General features: G+C 39.5%; 15 protein-coding genes. 9 read left to right on the top strand and 6 right to left on the bottom strand.

The genetic code is table 11. The features are described from left to right. The first annotated feature begins 36 nt into the window (after positions 1-36). The 3 genes from LS41612_RS03905 (at position 37) to LS41612_RS03895 (ending at position 3,933) form a co-directional block, all read left to right on the top strand. Positions 37-459, top strand: a complete 423-nt coding sequence (locus LS41612_RS03905) for a disulfide oxidoreductase (protein WP_024362330.1) — start codon at positions 37-39, stop codon at positions 457-459. Between the two features lie 203 nt (positions 460-662). Next, positions 663-1,502, top strand: coding sequence for an RluA family pseudouridine synthase (locus tag LS41612_RS03900; RefSeq protein ID WP_024362331.1), 840 nt, complete (start codon positions 663-665; stop codon positions 1,500-1,502). A gap of 256 nt (positions 1,503-1,758) precedes the next feature. After that, the gene (locus tag LS41612_RS03895) at positions 1,759-3,933 is read left to right on the top strand and encodes a 5'-nucleotidase C-terminal domain-containing protein (RefSeq protein ID WP_024362332.1); all 2,175 of its coding nucleotides are present in this window, start codon (positions 1,759-1,761) and stop codon (positions 3,931-3,933) included. Positions 3,934-3,982: 49 nt separating this feature from the next. Here the strand turns inward: LS41612_RS03895 and LS41612_RS03890 are convergent, their stop codons facing one another. Next, on the bottom strand, positions 3,983-4,813 hold the full coding sequence (locus LS41612_RS03890) for an aldo/keto reductase (RefSeq protein ID WP_024362333.1): 831 nt from the start codon (positions 4,811-4,813) through the stop codon (positions 3,983-3,985). Positions 4,814-5,378: 565 nt separating this feature from the next. Beyond that, entirely contained in the window at positions 5,379-5,549 is a 171-nt protein-coding gene (locus LS41612_RS23280; RefSeq protein ID WP_162832714.1) for a hypothetical protein, read from the bottom strand. 426 nt (positions 5,550-5,975) lie between these two features. Here LS41612_RS23280 and LS41612_RS03885 point away from each other — a divergent pair, with 426 nt between their 5' ends. Together LS41612_RS03885 and LS41612_RS03880 are read left to right on the top strand one after the other, a co-directional pair. Beyond that, positions 5,976-6,821 (top strand): VOC family protein, encoded by an 846-nt coding sequence (locus LS41612_RS03885; RefSeq protein WP_024362334.1) that lies wholly within the window; start codon positions 5,976-5,978, stop codon positions 6,819-6,821. A gap of 12 nt (positions 6,822-6,833) precedes the next feature. Further along, a complete protein-coding gene (locus tag LS41612_RS03880; protein WP_024362335.1) occupies positions 6,834-7,868 on the top strand; it encodes an LLM class flavin-dependent oxidoreductase in 1,035 nt (344 codons plus the stop codon). Between the two features lie 103 nt (positions 7,869-7,971). On the opposite strand, the gene trmL is transcribed toward LS41612_RS03880, so the two are convergent. Then, positions 7,972-8,445: a tRNA (uridine(34)/cytosine(34)/5-carboxymethylaminomethyluridine(34)-2'-O)-methyltransferase TrmL gene (gene trmL, locus LS41612_RS03875; protein WP_024362336.1), complete on the bottom strand. Its 474-nt coding sequence runs from the start codon at positions 8,443-8,445 to the stop codon at positions 7,972-7,974. Between the two features lie 14 nt (positions 8,446-8,459). Continuing rightward, positions 8,460-9,590 carry a tRNA epoxyqueuosine(34) reductase QueG gene (gene queG, locus LS41612_RS03870; RefSeq protein ID WP_024362337.1) on the bottom strand — a complete coding sequence of 377 codons (1,131 nt, stop codon included), beginning with the start codon at positions 9,588-9,590 and terminating at the stop codon, positions 8,460-8,462. Positions 9,591-9,649: 59 nt separating this feature from the next. Between queG and LS41612_RS03865 the strand changes: the two genes are divergently transcribed. From LS41612_RS03865 to LS41612_RS03855, 3 genes are all read left to right on the top strand, one after another. Next, positions 9,650-10,339 (top strand): B3/B4 domain-containing protein, encoded by a 690-nt coding sequence (locus tag LS41612_RS03865; protein ID WP_024362338.1) that lies wholly within the window; start codon positions 9,650-9,652, stop codon positions 10,337-10,339. Positions 10,340-10,353: 14 nt separating this feature from the next. Continuing rightward, the gene (locus tag LS41612_RS03860) at positions 10,354-10,863 is read left to right on the top strand and encodes a hypothetical protein (protein WP_024362339.1); all 510 of its coding nucleotides are present in this window, start codon (positions 10,354-10,356) and stop codon (positions 10,861-10,863) included. Between the two features lie 281 nt (positions 10,864-11,144). Continuing rightward, positions 11,145-12,719 carry a catalase gene (locus tag LS41612_RS03855; RefSeq protein WP_024362340.1) on the top strand — a complete coding sequence of 525 codons (1,575 nt, stop codon included), beginning with the start codon at positions 11,145-11,147 and terminating at the stop codon, positions 12,717-12,719. Positions 12,720-12,853: 134 nt separating this feature from the next. Here the strand turns inward: LS41612_RS03855 and LS41612_RS03850 are convergent, their stop codons facing one another. After that, positions 12,854-13,756 carry a S66 peptidase family protein gene (locus tag LS41612_RS03850; protein WP_024362341.1) on the bottom strand — a complete coding sequence of 301 codons (903 nt, stop codon included), beginning with the start codon at positions 13,754-13,756 and terminating at the stop codon, positions 12,854-12,856. Positions 13,757-13,875: 119 nt separating this feature from the next. Between LS41612_RS03850 and LS41612_RS03845 the strand changes: the two genes are divergently transcribed. Next, positions 13,876-14,754: a DMT family transporter gene (locus LS41612_RS03845; protein ID WP_024362342.1), complete on the top strand. Its 879-nt coding sequence runs from the start codon at positions 13,876-13,878 to the stop codon at positions 14,752-14,754. A gap of 42 nt (positions 14,755-14,796) precedes the next feature. Here the strand turns inward: LS41612_RS03845 and nagB are convergent, their stop codons facing one another. Next, positions 14,797-15,510 carry a glucosamine-6-phosphate deaminase gene (gene nagB / locus LS41612_RS03840; RefSeq protein WP_024362343.1) on the bottom strand — a complete coding sequence of 238 codons (714 nt, stop codon included), beginning with the start codon at positions 15,508-15,510 and terminating at the stop codon, positions 14,797-14,799. Positions 15,511-15,608 lie beyond the last annotated feature (98 nt).

Genomic DNA, 15,608 nt, shown 5'->3' with positions numbered 1-15,608 from the left:
TAACAAGTACAGCGTTATAATAAAGGGAGTTTTGATATGTCTAAAAAAGAGGAAAATAGTTTATTATTTATTTGGATAGTGTCCGTCGTTGCAACACTCGGTTCTTTATATTTTTCTGAAATTCGTCATTACGAGCCTTGTAAAATGTGTTGGATTCAACGTATATTTATGTATCCAATTGTAATCATGACTACTATAGCCCTTATTCAAAAAAATACACGTATTGCGGTAACAGCAGCCGTCTTTGCTATAATGGGGGGTACAGTATCACTTTATCATTATGGTATTCAGAAACTAAGCTTTTTAGCTGCATCTGCCCCATCTTGTGGTGCCGTATCTTGTACAGGTCAATACATAAACTGGCTTGGGTTCATTACAATCCCGTTTCTGGCCCTAACTGCATTTATTTTAATTGCAGGAGCTAGCTTCTATTTACTAAAGGCTTCTAAAGCAAAGTAAAGCTCTCTTTCATGTAAGTATATTGTTTAAAAGACAGAACAACATAAGAAAATTCGCGCTATGCCTGCGGGACTGCGATTCAAGCTAGATTATCTAGCGGCTTTAACATTTGTTTCGTGTGAATCACCTGCGGAAATGGAGCGGATTTTTTTGTATCAAAAACAAGGGTATCTAAATAGACCCTATTCCACGGAGGAAAATCGATGTTTCAATATGAAATAAAAGACAGTAATATCACAGTTGAGGAGCTTTTGCGAAATCATTGGCGACTGGGAAAAAAGCTAGTACATGAATTACGTATGGCAAAGGCTGTCACAACAATAGATGGCGAGCCCTTACTTTGGAAGGAGCCACTTCCAGCAGGAACCATGTTAAAATTTACATTCCCAATCCCAGCTTCTAACTATAAACCAACACCTGTTTGTGCAATTGACGTTGTTTATGAAGATGATCACTGTTTAATTGTCTCTAAACCAAAGGGTATGTCCACCCATCCAAATGATGACTACGATACACATACTTGTATGAACCATGTAATGGCTCATATGAAAGAGCAAGGCCTTCACTATGCAGAACATGTACATCGTCTAGATAAGGGCACTGAAGGTTTGTTATTAGTTGCAAAACATCCTTTAGCCAAATCCATTTTTGATCGGATGATTGAAGAAAAGACGATTATTCGTACGTATGCTGCCGAGGTACAAGGCAATCTTCGCTCCACATCTGGTACGATTGCTGAATCTATTGGGAAAGATCGTCATCACCCAACACGACGCGTCGTTTCAAAGACAGGTCAACATGCCGTCACACACTATGAAGTTGTAGCACGCTATAAACATTCTTGTGTTGTCCACCTTGTACTAGAAACAGGTCGTACACATCAAATTCGTGTACATTTGGCGCATATCGGTCATCCTATTATTGGCGATACAATGTACGGTGCACGTGAAACGGCAAGTGGTGACTATGAACTACATGCTATCCAATTAGAATTTGAACACCCATTTTTAAATAAGCTCATTTTAGTGAAAGACGAATCATAGCAACCTCATCGTAGTACAAACCTGCTCAAGGTTTGTGCTATTTTTTATGGAAAAGTTACAAAAATAAAAATATCCATTTTTAATATTTATTTCAAATTAGAATATGAATTTATGAATTAATAATTACTTCACCTATTTTTTACAATAATTTTAATATTGATTTTTCCAATATTGGTAATGACGATGGATTTCTTTCATGTTAGAATAGAGTAAATTGTCAGTCATCTGACATATACATGAGGGAGGAATTCATTATATGAAATGGGTTAAAAGTATTGCAGCAACAACTCTAGCTGCCAGTTTACTAGCTTCACCAGGCTTTGCGGCACATGCAGCAGAAACAGCACCAGCTGCTACAAAGGAAGGCTTTAATTTAACAATTTTACATTCCAATGATACACATTCGCACGCTGAATATGCTCCGCAACGTACAACAAAAATTAAAGAGTTACGTGCAGCAAATCCAAATTCACTTCTATTAGATGCAGGTGACGCATTAACTGGTACGCTTTACTTCAACGAATTTACTGGAGAAGTAGAAATGAAGTTAATGAACCTAATGGGTTACGATGCGATGACATTTGGTAACCATGAGTTCGATTTAGGGTCAAGCCCAGAAGGTCATGCTGCTCTTGCAAAATTTGTTAAAGGTGCTGAATTCCCATTACTTGGAGGCAACCTCGACTTCTCAAAAGACCCACTATTTGATGGCTTACAATTCCAAACAGTAACAAAAGACTTCCAAAACGGTAAAATCTATAACGGCATAATTAAAGATATTGACGGTGAAAAAGTTGGTATTTTCGGTTTAACGACAGAGGAAACGCCATCTATTTCTAGCGTAGCAAACGTACAATTTGCAAACTATATCGACTCTGCAAAAAAAGCAGTAGCTGAATTTGAAAAACAAGGCGTCAATAAAATTGTTGCGCTTACTCATATAGGCTATGACGATTCTGCTGATTGGGATAATGATAAACTACTAGCATCAGCAGTAGAAGGTATCGATGTCATTGTAGGTGGACATACACATACAAAATTAGATAAAGCTGTGAAAGCAGATACTTCATTTAAAAATCCGACAATTATTGTTCAAACAGGACAATATAGTGAAAACTTAGGTGAGCTAGATTTAACGTTTGACGATAACGGTGCTGTTGTTGAATACTTCGGCCAATTACATGCTTTAAATAATAAAGAAAATCCTGTAGCGGCAGATGCTGATGCAACAAAACTATTAGCGCCTTATACTGAAAAAATTGCAGCAGTTAAGCAACAATCAACAGGCAATACAGCTGTTTCAGTACTTGATGGCAAACGTGGACTTTGGGGCGTTCGTGCTGGCGAAACAAATCTAGGGAACGTTATTGCGGATGGTATGCTAGCTGGCGCTAAAAAAATTGACCCAGAAGTACAATTCGCATTCCAAAATGGTGGCGGTATCCGTGCGAGCATTGATGCAGGAGATATCACTGTTGGTGAAGTAATGACGGTAATGCCTTTCGGTAATGCACTTGGTATCGTAAAATTAACAGGTGCTGAACTCTATGAAATTGCTGAACATAGCGTAAAAGAGTTCCCGAAAGAATCAGGTGGCTTCCTACACTTCTCTGGTCTACAAGTAGAATTTGATGGAAAAGCACCTGCTGGCAAACGTGTTCAATCCATTAAACTAAACGGTAAAGAACTTGATAAAGCAGCTTACTATAAAGGTGCTACAAATACGTTCACTGCTAAAGGCGGCGATGGCTACGAAACACTTGCAAAAGCTTATGCAGACGGCCGTGTAAGTGAACCTGGTACAGTAGACTTTGAAATGTTCATCGATCACTTAAATTCACTTAAAACAGTAGACGCTAAAGTGGAAGGACGCATTATCGCGACAATTCCATTTACGGATATTGCTAAAGGTTCTGAAACAGAAGGTTACGTGCGTGATCTTTACTATCGTGATTTAACACAAGGTACATCGGCAACAACATATTCGCCGAATGCAAATTTAACTCGTGCACAAGCTGCATCATTTATTGCGCGTGTCTTAAAGCTAGAAGCAAAAGGTGCAACAACATTCTCTGATATTACTAGTTTAGAAGCAGCGACTCAAAAAGAGATTACAGCACTTGCAGAAGCTGGCATTGTACAAGGTCAAAATGGCAAGTTCAACCCTACTGCAAAAGTAACACGCTCTCAACTTGCATTAATGTTTGCACGTGCCTATAACTTACAACATGATGCAAAAACTGGTTTAACGTCTGATTTCAACGATATTTCTAAATATAATGAAGAAACACAAAATGCTATCGCGCTTATGCAAGATTTAAAGATTGCTAGCGGTTCAAATGGCAAATTCATGCCAAGTAACAACGCGACACGTGCACATATGGCAAAAATGCTATCAAACTACATTCCTTATGTAAAAGAATCGAAATAACATCAATAAAATCCCGCTTCAACTAGTTTGATAGCGGGATTTTCTATAGTTAAAAATTAAATTTGAAATTATCTGGATCTTGGCCAAAACGATGATTGCGATTTAATGTTGTCATCTTATCCATCTGCGCCTGCGTTAATTCAAAATCGTATATTTGTGCATTTTCCTCAATACGACTTGGTGTCACGGATTTTGGAATAATTAACGTGTCCTTTTGTAAATGCCAACGAAGCACGACTTGTGCAGCTGACTTCCCTAATTCTTGAGCGATTTCAAGAATAGTAGGATTATCAAGCACACCCCCACGCCCTAGTGGTGACCATGCTGTGACTGCAATTCCATGCTCTGCACAAAATGCCTTTAATGCCTCTTGTTGTAAGTATGGGTGTAATTCAACCTGATTGACCATTGGCGCGATATTGGCTTTTGATAATAGTTTTTGTAAATGATGTTCATGGTGATTCGACACACCTGTTGCTCGTATTAACTTCTCGTCATACAAACGCTCAATAGCTCTATATGTTTCTTCAAATGTTTCAGGCACTGCCCAATGCGTTAAATATAGATCTAAATAATCCATATTTAAATTTTTTAGTGACACTTCAAAGGCACGTAGCGTTGCATCATAACCTTGGTCCGTATTCCAAACCTTTGTTGTGACAAAAATATCCTCGCGCTTAATGCCTGAATAACGAATCGCCTCACCCACTTCCACCTCATTACCATATAACGAAGCAGTATCAATTGCACGATAACCCACTTTTAATGCCTTATCAATCGCCTGTAATGTTTCATCACGTTCAGTCATTTTGTATACGCCTAGACCAAAGCGAGGCATTTCAATACCATTTGTTAACGTTTTTGTTGATTGTATATTCAAAAACATCAGCCCCTTTCTTTTCCTAGTTTCATTATACAAAAAATTGGATTAAAAATAATACCATTCGTTTCTGTTATCGAATTCTTTCTGCTGTGCGCAAGGATTGTTCTCATTCCGAGGGATTTACTCCTGCTTCGCGGGTATTCTCTCCCATTCCGCGGGTATTTACCTCTACTTCGCGGGTATTATCACTCTTTCCGCGGGTATTTACCTCTGCTTCGCGGATATTCCCTCTCATTCCGCGGATATTTACCTCTGCTTCGCGGATATTTACCTCTTTTTCGCGGGTAACTCACCTCTATCGTGGGGACTCACTTCAATCGCGGGATTTACCTCTGCTTCGCGGGTATTCTATCCCATTCCGCGGGTATTTACCTCTGCTTCGCGGGTATTCTATCCCATTCCGCGGGTATTTACCTCTGCTTCGCGGGTATTATCACTCTTTCCGCGGGTATTTACCTCTGCTTCGCGGATATTCCCTCTCATTCCGCGGGTATTTACCTCTTTTTCGCGGGTAACTCACCTCACCCGCTTACTCAAGCAGACATCAAATTCCATATTACACCTATTGTTTGTCTTCGGGTTCATCATCTACTTGAATTGGATCTGCAATGCGTTCATCTTCGGCAAGTTCAAGACCGTCTCGTAAATGCTCCATTTGTTTACCGAGATCTTGCAACTCTTTAAAATTTCTAGCCATTGTCCCATTTTCTATATTGGGAACCTTCTTTTCCATTTTTATCACCTCTATTATAGTTTTCCCGAAATATTAAAGTCTGAACCATTTCTGACATATTTTATTCAGCAAGGTCGTTTCATTTTTATAATAGATAGGCTATACTAAAAAGAGATTGCTTATAAACATGAGGAGGGTTCTTCCATGAAGTTATTATTAATTATTGGTGTAACTGTTGCTTTCCTAGCTGCTATTTTCACTGCTGGGTATGAAGGCGACTACAAAGCGGACAAATAATACTCCAAGAAAATCACTAAGTATATTTTAATACTTAGTGATTTTCTTATTTTAAAGAAGTAGCCATTGCGGTTACTTCTTTTTTTCGACCAATTTAACTACTTGACTTCCTACACTTTATAAAATATACTTACTTACAATAAGTAACTTGATAATCAATCATAACTAAAATATTGGAGGAATACTACCATGCATTTTCATGAAAAACCGAACACATATGTCACAAATGTTGAAGTTAAAGTAAGTGATTTACAACGATCATTAACATACTATCAAGACATTATTGGCTTTAAAGTTTTACAGCAAGAAGCGAATCGAGCTACCTTAACCGCTGACGGTAAAACAGCACTGCTTACAATTGTTCAACTGGCAACAATTGAACAAAAAACGAGCTCAACAAGCGGTCTTTATCACTTTGCGCTACTATTACCTACACGCCGTGATTTAGCTAATATCATTACGCATTTCCGTCAATCAGGTGTTTACTTTGGTGCCTCTGATCACGATGTAAGTGAAGCACTTTATTTACGTGATCCAGATGAAAATGGTATTGAAATTTATGTAGATCGTCCTGAAAGTGACTGGACTTGGCGCTCAGACCAAGTGCATATGGTAACTGAGCCGCTTAATATTCCTTCTATATTGGCAGAAGCTGATGGACAATGGCATGGTTTACCTGCTAATACGGTTATGGGACATATTCATTTATCGGTTTCAAGCTTAGTTGCAGCCGAAACGTTCTATACAAAGGGCTTGGGCTTTGACATTGTCACTCGTTATGGTGAGCAAGCATTATTTATTTCTACTGGTCGTTATCACCATCATATCGGTTTAAATACTTGGTATTCTGAAGGGGCACCAAAGCTTGGAGAAAATCAAATTGGTCTAAAATCTTTTACACTGCGTCTAGATAATGAAGAGCAGGCAAATACATTAAAAGCAAACTTGCAACAATTAGGAGCGCCTGTTACTGCTATTGATGGTGGTTTCCAAACAGAAGATCCTGCTGGTAATGTTATTTTACTGAAATTTTAAGGAGGCTTTCTCATGGAATTTGGTATTTACACATTGGCAGATATCGGTCAAAATCCGGTGAATGGCTATATGCCAACTGCTAAAGAACGCCTCGATGAAGTAATGCAATACGGTCAGCTTGCAGATGAAGCCGGTCTTCACGTATTTGGTGTGGGAGAACATCATCGTTTAGATTATGCTGTTTCAGCCGTACCAGTCGTATTATCTGCACTTTCCCAGCGGACAAAAAACATTCAATTAATAAGTACGACGACTGTACTTAGTACGGTCGATCCAGTGCGACTATACGAAGATTTTGCAACACTAGATTTACTGTCAAATGGTCGTGCAGAAATTGTTGCTGGACGCGGTGCATTTATCGAATCGTTCCCGTTGTTTGGTTATGATGTAGATGATTATGATGCACTATTTGAGGAACATTTAGCTTTACTTTTAAAGTTAAACCGAGAAGAGCGTGTAACGTGGAGTGGCAGCTATCGCAAACCGCTTCAATATGCTGACATTGCACCACGTGCTAGTCGTGAAATCCCCATTCATATCGGTGTGGGTGGAACGCCTGAAAGTGCTAGTCGTGCGGGTCGTTATGGCGTAGGCCTAAACTTAGCCATTTTAGGCGGGGATCCAAGACGATTCAAACATTTGGTTGATGTTTACCGCGAAGCATTGCTCACAGCAGGACACGATGCGAAGAAAGCAAAAATCACTGTTTCAGGGCACGCATACTTTGCTGAAAATTTAGCACAGGCTAAGGATGAATTTTATCCACATTACTCAAATTATTGGCACTATGTTAATACACAACGTGGTATGCGCTATCATTTATCTAAAGAAGGCTTTGACAATATGACAGCTGGTCAGAATGCGCTATTTGTTGGTAGTCCAAATGAAATTATTGAAAAAATATTAATGCAGCATGAAATATTCGGTCATTCACGTTTTATGGCACAGCTTGATATTGGCGCAGTACCATTCAAGCAGGTAGCGAAATCTATTGAGCTACTTGGCACTCATATTATGCCAGCAGTCAATAAAGCACTCAAAGAGTAAAAGTGGTGCCAGGTACTTACACAATTTCCATGCAAAACGGGGCATCAACGGCATAACAAAAAGCGTTCGAATAAATCGAACGCTTTTTGTCCTTCGCTTGTTATTAGTGTAAACCTGGGTAGCCCTGTTGTCGTAGAGCCTCGTAAATAACGATTGCGGCTGTATTCGATAAATTTAGTGAACGCACATGCTCACTTTGTGGAATACGTAAACACATTTCTTTGCGCTCATAGGCAAAATCCTTTGGCAAGCCTGTCGTTTCTTTTCCAAACATAAAGTAAATATCCCGATCTTTGTCACTAAAATCATGCGTAGTAAACGGTTCTTCACTATACGTTTCAATTAAATAGACATTCCCATTTTTTGATGCTTCTAAAAAATCCTCAAGGGAATCGTGGTACACCACGTTGACACTATGCCAATAATCTAAGCCAGCACGTTTTAGCATTTTATCGTCGGTTGAAAAGCCAAGCGGCCGTATTAAATGGAGTGAGGTATTCGTACCAGCACAAGTACGTGCAATATTGCCTGTATTTGCTGGTATTTCTGGTTGATATAAGACGATATGCAATGGCATAACGAAACACTTCCTTAGCTAAAAAATTGTAAACCTTTGTTTATTTCCACGAGGACTTCCTCATCTTGTTCTTGATCCTGCGCAGCGAGTAAAGCGTTTTCCGCCTGCTCTCCACCAATCTTCCCCAATGCCCACGCTGCTGTCCCTCGAATAACAGGTCGCTCATCTTTTTCGAGAAGCTCGATTAAATCAGGTACTGCCGCTTCCTCTTTAAAATGCGCTAGCGCCAATATAGCATTGCGTTGAATGGGCTTTTTCCCACGCCATGAGCCTGAAACATGACCAAACTTTGTTTTAAATTCCCGATTAGAAATCGTTAAAAGTGGTGTTAATAAGGGTTTTGCAAGCTCTGGATCGGGTTTAAATTCCTCATGTATCCAATTGATTTTGCCTTTATTTTTTGGACAGACTGTTTGACAAGTATCACAGCCATATAGCCGGTTTCCTATATGTGAGCGGAATTCATCTGGGAGGTAACCTTTCGTTTGCGTTAAAAAGGCAATGCAACGCTGTGAATTGAGTTGTCCCCCTTCGATTAACGCACCTGTTGGACAAACATCCAAACATAAACGGCACTCGCCACACTCGTCCTCCATTGGCTTGTCCGGTGCAAATGGAATATTTGTCACTAACTCACCCAAATAAACATATGAACCAAACTCTGGTGTTATAATCGAGCAGTTTTTCCCGCTCCAGCCAATACCTGCACGCTCCGCCACCGCCCTATCTACAAGCGCACCTGTATCAACCATTGATTCAATACGGACATTGCTCACTCGCTCTTCCAGCCAAGCTTTTAATAATGCTAAACGCTGTCGTAATGCTGTATGGTAATCGACGCCCCAAGAAGCTCTGCAAAATATCCCACGTCGAGCCCCCTTTTTACCAGTAGGTGCGTCCTTCATCTTCGAAGGGTATGCGACAGCTATAGCAACAATACTTTCTGCACCTTCTAATAATTGAAGTGGCTCCGTACGTTTTTCAATATCGCTCTCTTCAAAACCTGATTGGAAACCAAGCTCCTGCTGGCGACGCAGTCTATTTTTTAATTCTGTAAAGGGAGCTGCCGTTGTGAAGCCAATCTTATCAACGCCAATGGACATTGCATACGCCACAAACTCTCGTTGTAGGTCATGTATGTTCATTTTATTTCCAACTCCTTACATGATATAATAATAGAAACAAATAAAGTAGGTGATTTTTTATGGAAGTCTCACTTAATCCATCGTTGTTAACGCAACTTCCAGAGCTGAAAATCGGCATTATTCATTATACCAAAATTGTCGTAGCAGAATCGCCCCAAATGATTAAAGGTCGCCTGCAATTATATCAGGAAAACCTCTATTTAGAAATGCAAGATCAACCTGTAACTGAACGTGAAGGTATTGCAGAATGGCGACAACTTTGGAAACAACTTGGCGCTGATCCGAACCGTTATCGTCACTCGGCTGAAAGCTTAATGCGTCGAGTAAGTAAGCAAAACTATTTAACACCGTTGCATTCTGGTGTCGATTTAAATAATTTTTTCTCCCTACAATACGAAATTCCAGTTGGCATTTATGATATAGCACACCTTAAAGGAAACATAGAAATTGCACTTGGCAATGAAGAAACGGGCTACGAAGGGTTAAATGGGCGCTTCAATACGCTCAATCATATTCTCTTTAGTCGAGACGAGGAAGGGCCTTTTGGTTCACCATTCGTTGATTCACAACGTACAGCTGTCTCTGAGGGAACAACTGAAGCGCTCCATATTTTCTACCTTCGCCCTTCCCTTGCAACTGAGGATGCGCAAAAGCTTCTTGCCTCTGCGGGAAAAATGTTCAACCAAATTCATGGTGGAGACTATCAAATTGCTCTTTTAACGAATGCAACACCATCTACTACACTATAAAAGGAAGTGTTTTCATGATTAATCTTGCAGAAGCAGTTAAACTAAAAAGCATTTTAGCAAAGAAGGTTCAAGAACTTATTAATGAATTACATCGCAGTTCTTTTGTCACTGTTGAAAAAGGACAAGCTCCTAAAACGAGTAATCGTGCAATGGCTGTTATTGAAAGTGAGCTAGCACAAGTACGCCTTGATATACGCACATTAGATCGACTTGTCTATGAGGCGAATATTCAGAACAAAGTAGACTTTAAAGGTGAGCAACTTGCACTTGTAGAGGCAATTGAACTGGCTTCACAACTTCGCGCTGAAGCTGAACTTTGTAAACACTTGGGCACACATGAAAAAGAAACTGTACGTATGGGCTATGGTGAAGGTACAATGTTATATGAAATTGCTATGTTCGAGCCAGATGCATACCGTGAACGTTCACTTCAACTAGAAAAGGATGCACATAAGCTCTCTAATTTGATTAATGCCAAAAACTATAGCGTTGAAATACAATTTGACGATTCTCGCTATTTCTAAACTCGGGGCGGTGAGACTCCAAACCGAGTCGGATGTGCTGTTTTCAAAACTACTTTAATGTAGACTTACAACTTAGATCAACCAATGACATGTGACCAGTTACTTTATGACCGATGACCTATCACCAACTATTGGCAATGGCATGAAAAAACTCAATCAGATGAATTGGAAAACGCCATCCGAAACTCTCTTACACCTTGTGTGTAGGAGAGTTTTTTTATGTCTATTTTGCTAATCAATTGGACAAACTTTGTTTAGTACAATTGGAAGGAGCAATAGTAATGAACCATTCTCATGAAAAAGATGATACATTAACCAATCGCCAAGGTCATCCGGTTACCAACAATCAAAATTTACGAACAGTCGGCAATCGAGGGCCAGCAACTCTTGAAAATTATGATTTCCTTGAAAAAATAAGCCACTTTGACCGAGAAAGAGTTCCTGAACGTGTTGTACATGCTCGTGGGGCTGGAGCACATGGCTACTTCGAAACATATGGAGTTGTTGGCGATGAGCCTATTTCTAACTATACAAGAGCAAAAGTATTTCAGGATAAAGGCAAACAAACGCCTGTTTTCGTCCGCTTCTCTACGGTTATTCATGGTGGACATTCACCGGAAACATTACGTGATCCACGCGGCTTTGCTGTCAAGTTTTATACAGAAGACGGAAACTGGGATTTAGTTGGCAACAATCTAAAAATCTTCTTTATCCGTGATGCCATGAAATTTCCAGATATGATTCATGCTTTTAAGCCAGATCCTATTACAAATATTCAAGACGTCGAGCGCTTCTTTGATTTCTGTGCAAGTTCTCCAGAATCCTTCCATATGGTCACTTTTATTTATTCACCTTGGGGCATCCCTGCCAACTATCGCATGATGCAAGGTTCTGGTGTCAATACGTATAAATGGGTAAATAGTGAGGGCAAAGCAGTCCTTGTGAAGTACCATTGGGAGCCATTACAAGGCATTAAAAACTTAACACAAAAAGAAGCAGAAGAAATTCAACAAAAGAATTTCAACCATGCTACACAAGACTTATATGATGCTATTAAACGTGGAGATTATCCTGAATGGGAGTTAAATGTACAAATAATGGAGGATGGCCCTCATCCTGAGCTTGATTTTGACCCACTGGATGATACGAAGCTATGGCCGAATGACAAGTTCCCTTGGTATCCAGTCGGAAAAATGGTGTTAAATAAAAACCCTGAAGATTATTTTGCCGAGGTAGAACAAGCAACTTTCGGCACAGGTGTCCTCGTTGATGGATTGGATTTCTCAGACGATAAAATGCTCCAAGGGCGTACTTTCTCTTATTCTGATACGCAACGTCATCGAGTGGGCGCCAACTATTTACAATTACCAATCAATGCGCCGAAAAAACGAGTGGCGACCAACCAAAACGGTGGGCAAATGATGTATAAACGAGATTTAGCACCAGGACAAAATCCACATATTAATTATGAGCCATCAATGTTAAATGGTTTAAAAGAAGCTACCCAAACGGCGAAGGAATACACACCATATATTGAAGGTAATTTAGTGCGCGAATCCATTGATCGCCAAAGTAATACGAAGCAAGCTGGTGAAACTTATCGTAATTTTGAACAATGGGAACGTGACGAACTACTAGCAAATTTAATTCGGGATTTATCCGCATGTAATACAGCTATCCAAGAGGCGATGATTGCATTGGCTGCTGAAGCAGATGAGGAATATGGACGCTTACTAAAAGAAGGTTTACAAAAGGCGCAACAAAACGCTTCGTCTGCAAAGCCTCTTGGTAACATTAACGGTGATAATGCACCAAAAGACGCAGTCGATAAAGGCCACGATGCCGAACCTTACTAAGAAGTGCCAGTCACCCACACAATTTTACGCAAAACATTAGCCGCAACAAATCGCGTGTAGCGAGAGTTGCGGCTTTCATATTGCTCGAGTGCCAGTCACCCACACAATTCACACAATTCTATCAATTCAAACATTTAATGAACGCCTGGTAAAATTCGAAGCACTTTTTCTTGTGCATCTAAAATGGCATCGACCCCTAATGGGATGGCAATATTCGTCGTTTCGTGCCCTATTTTAAAACCAGCTACAACAGGTATTTCTAAATCACCAAAATATTCTTGCATTAACATTAGAAGAGCCTCATCACTTGCTCCTGTTTCTGTAAAGGAACCAATTACTACCCCCGCTAATTGTTCCAGCTTTCTAGCTTGTTTTAACTGTTGCAACATCGAATCAATACGTGGAATTGTCTCTGCAATATCTTCTATTAATAATATTCTGCCTTCAGTCCGAACCTCAAATTTTGTGCCTAAAGTGCTAACTATACGGCGTAAATTACCACCAATAATTGGTCCACGTGCAAAACCAGGGGCAACTACAGTTAATGGAGAAATAGCCTCTGTATACTGTATTTCAATCGGAGAAAACAGCTGTAAAAACATTTTTTTCGATAACTCATCCATGTTATTGGCAGCCATTAGCATCGGTCCATGAAACGTCACGATATTTGCATACTCATTAATAGCACAATGCAAATAGGTAAGATCGGAAAAGCCCCAGAAAATTTTTGGATTTTCCGCTAGCAACTCATAATCAATCTTTCCAGCAATACGAGCAGAGCCATAGCCACCCTTTACGCAAAAGATGGCCTTTACGTCAGGATCTTGAACCATAGCATGAAAGTCTGCAAGTCTTACGTCATCACTACCTGCTAAATAATCATGTTTTGCCGTTATCGTATCCCCTATTTTATAGCGGAGACCCAGCTCATCTAAAAAGGCTAAAGCATTTCCTAATTTCTCTGGCTCAACTAGACTGGACAAACATACAATGCCAACTGTATCGCCTTTTTTTAAATGTGCAACTGTACTTATCACTTTACTTCCTCCTATTCTTTCTCTCATTCTAGCATATGGGTACATGTAGCATTGATTATTCACTCCCTTAATGCCTATAATTGACATTAGTATTTTAAATTAAAAGGAGTTATCGCTTCATGAAAATCCCACCATATGCGTTATTATTACTTGCTACCGTTCTATGGGGTGGTAATTTTGTCATTGGCCGAGCCGTGAGTGGCAATATCCCACCCCTTACATTGGCTTTTCTTCGTTGGTGTGTCGCCTTTATCGTATTTTTACCGATTGCTTATCGTAGCGTAAAACGAGAGTGGCACATGCTTAAAGAACATTGGAAAATTGTCCTTATACTAGCCTTTACTGGTGTGGCAGCTTTTAATACGCTCGTCTATATAGCTCTCCACTATACAACTTCGATCAATGCATCGTTGATGAATTCTTCGACACCCATCATGATTTACATACTATCCTTTATTTTTTTGAAGGAAAAACTCTCGTCATTCCAAATTCTTGGAACTGCACTATCACTGAGTGGTGTCCTTTTTATTATTTCAGGGGGTTCGTTTGCAAGCTTAGTCGATTTTACGTTCAATAAAGGGGACTTAATTGTTGTCGTCGCCGTTTTCTGTTGGAGTATTTATTCCCTTCTTGTAAAACATTACGCGGGTCGTTTACCAGGACAGTCAACATTTCTTGTCACAATCTTTATTGGTGCTATCATGCTCTTGCCATTTTACCTATACGAAATCACAACAATGCCCAACGCTATACACTGGCACTGGTCAACGATTGCCGCTATTCTATATGTAGGTATTTTTGCTTCTATTGTAGCATTTCTATGCTGGAATCATGGGGTCGTACAACTTGGCGCGAATAAAGCAGGTATTTATTTAAACTTTATTCCGGTCTTTGCCTCTATTTTTGCCGTGCTTTTTTTAGATGAGCAACTACATATTTTTCAAATTATCGGCGGTCTTGCCGTCGTTGCAGGCGTCTTATTATCAAGTAAAAAATAAAATAAGCGTAGACTTCAAAAAAGGAGTCTACGCTTGTTTCTTTTATTTTGTACCGCCGTAAATAATCGTTACATTTGGATGATTTAATAATCTGCTAGCTGGGAAAGCTTCAGTCACTTCTCCACCTTTTAATTTTTCAATTGCTTCTAATTTTTTTTCACCAAATGCGATGAGCACAATCGCCCTTGCATTCATGATAGATTGTATACCCATTGTAATAGCATGAGTAGGCACAGCTTCTGGATTGTCAAAATAAATAGCGTTTTCAGTTCGTGTTGATTCTGTAAGCTCTACAATATTTGTCAGTGAATCAAATGATGTACCAGGCTCATTAAAACCTATATGTCCATTAACCCCTATTCCAAGCAACTGTAAATCGATACCACCTGCTTCGGCAATTTGCGCATCATATGCCACACACTCGGCTTCTAAATCAGTTGCCTTGCCGTTTGGTAAATGTATCTTTTCTTCGTTAATATCCACATGATTAAATAAATTTTCATGCATGAACGTCCAGTAGCTTGCTGGGCTATTTTGTTCTAAGCCCACATATTCATCTAGATTAAATGTTGTAACTTCCTTGAAAGAAATATCACCAGCTTGTTGACGCTTAACTAATTCCTTATACATCCCAACTGGTGAACCCCCTGTTGCAAGCCCTAGTATGCTAGCTGGTTTTGCTTGTAATTGCTCAGTAAAAATATGTGCAGCTACGTTACTCATTTCATCATATGAATTTACTTCAATCCATTTTATTTCATTCTTCATTTATATACCTACCTTTAGAAACGTTATTTTTAACTAAAAATGGGAAATTCATTACGAACTAGTAGTGAATATATTAATTTTACAAG

This window comes from Lysinibacillus sphaericus (assembly GCF_002982115.1).
Classification (GTDB): domain Bacteria; phylum Bacillota; class Bacilli; order Bacillales_A; family Planococcaceae; genus Lysinibacillus; species Lysinibacillus sphaericus.
This window is presented reverse-complemented; position numbering and strand designations above follow the sequence as displayed.

What these genes read in the sequence shown, in the direction of transcription:
- LS41612_RS03905 (WP_024362330.1), top strand. Translation starts at nt 37, where the DNA reads ATGTCTAAAAAAGAGGAAAATAGTTTATTATTTATTTGGATAGTGTCC.
- LS41612_RS03900 (WP_024362331.1), top strand. Translation starts at nt 663, where the DNA reads ATGTTTCAATATGAAATAAAAGACAGTAATATCACAGTTGAGGAGCTT.
- LS41612_RS03895 (WP_024362332.1), top strand. Translation starts at nt 1,759, where the DNA reads ATGAAATGGGTTAAAAGTATTGCAGCAACAACTCTAGCTGCCAGTTTA.
- LS41612_RS23280 (WP_162832714.1), bottom strand. Translation starts at nt 5,549, where the DNA reads ATGGAAAAGAAGGTTCCCAATATAGAAAATGGGACAATGGCTAGAAAT.
- LS41612_RS03885 (WP_024362334.1), top strand. Translation starts at nt 5,976, where the DNA reads ATGCATTTTCATGAAAAACCGAACACATATGTCACAAATGTTGAAGTT.
- LS41612_RS03880 (WP_024362335.1), top strand. Translation starts at nt 6,834, where the DNA reads ATGGAATTTGGTATTTACACATTGGCAGATATCGGTCAAAATCCGGTG.
- trmL (WP_024362336.1), bottom strand. Translation starts at nt 8,445, where the DNA reads ATGCCATTGCATATCGTCTTATATCAACCAGAAATACCAGCAAATACA.
- queG (WP_024362337.1), bottom strand. Translation starts at nt 9,590, where the DNA reads ATGAACATACATGACCTACAACGAGAGTTTGTGGCGTATGCAATGTCC.
- LS41612_RS03865 (WP_024362338.1), top strand. Translation starts at nt 9,650, where the DNA reads ATGGAAGTCTCACTTAATCCATCGTTGTTAACGCAACTTCCAGAGCTG.
- LS41612_RS03860 (WP_024362339.1), top strand. Translation starts at nt 10,354, where the DNA reads ATGATTAATCTTGCAGAAGCAGTTAAACTAAAAAGCATTTTAGCAAAG.
- LS41612_RS03855 (WP_024362340.1), top strand. Translation starts at nt 11,145, where the DNA reads ATGAACCATTCTCATGAAAAAGATGATACATTAACCAATCGCCAAGGT.
- LS41612_RS03845 (WP_024362342.1), top strand. Translation starts at nt 13,876, where the DNA reads ATGAAAATCCCACCATATGCGTTATTATTACTTGCTACCGTTCTATGG.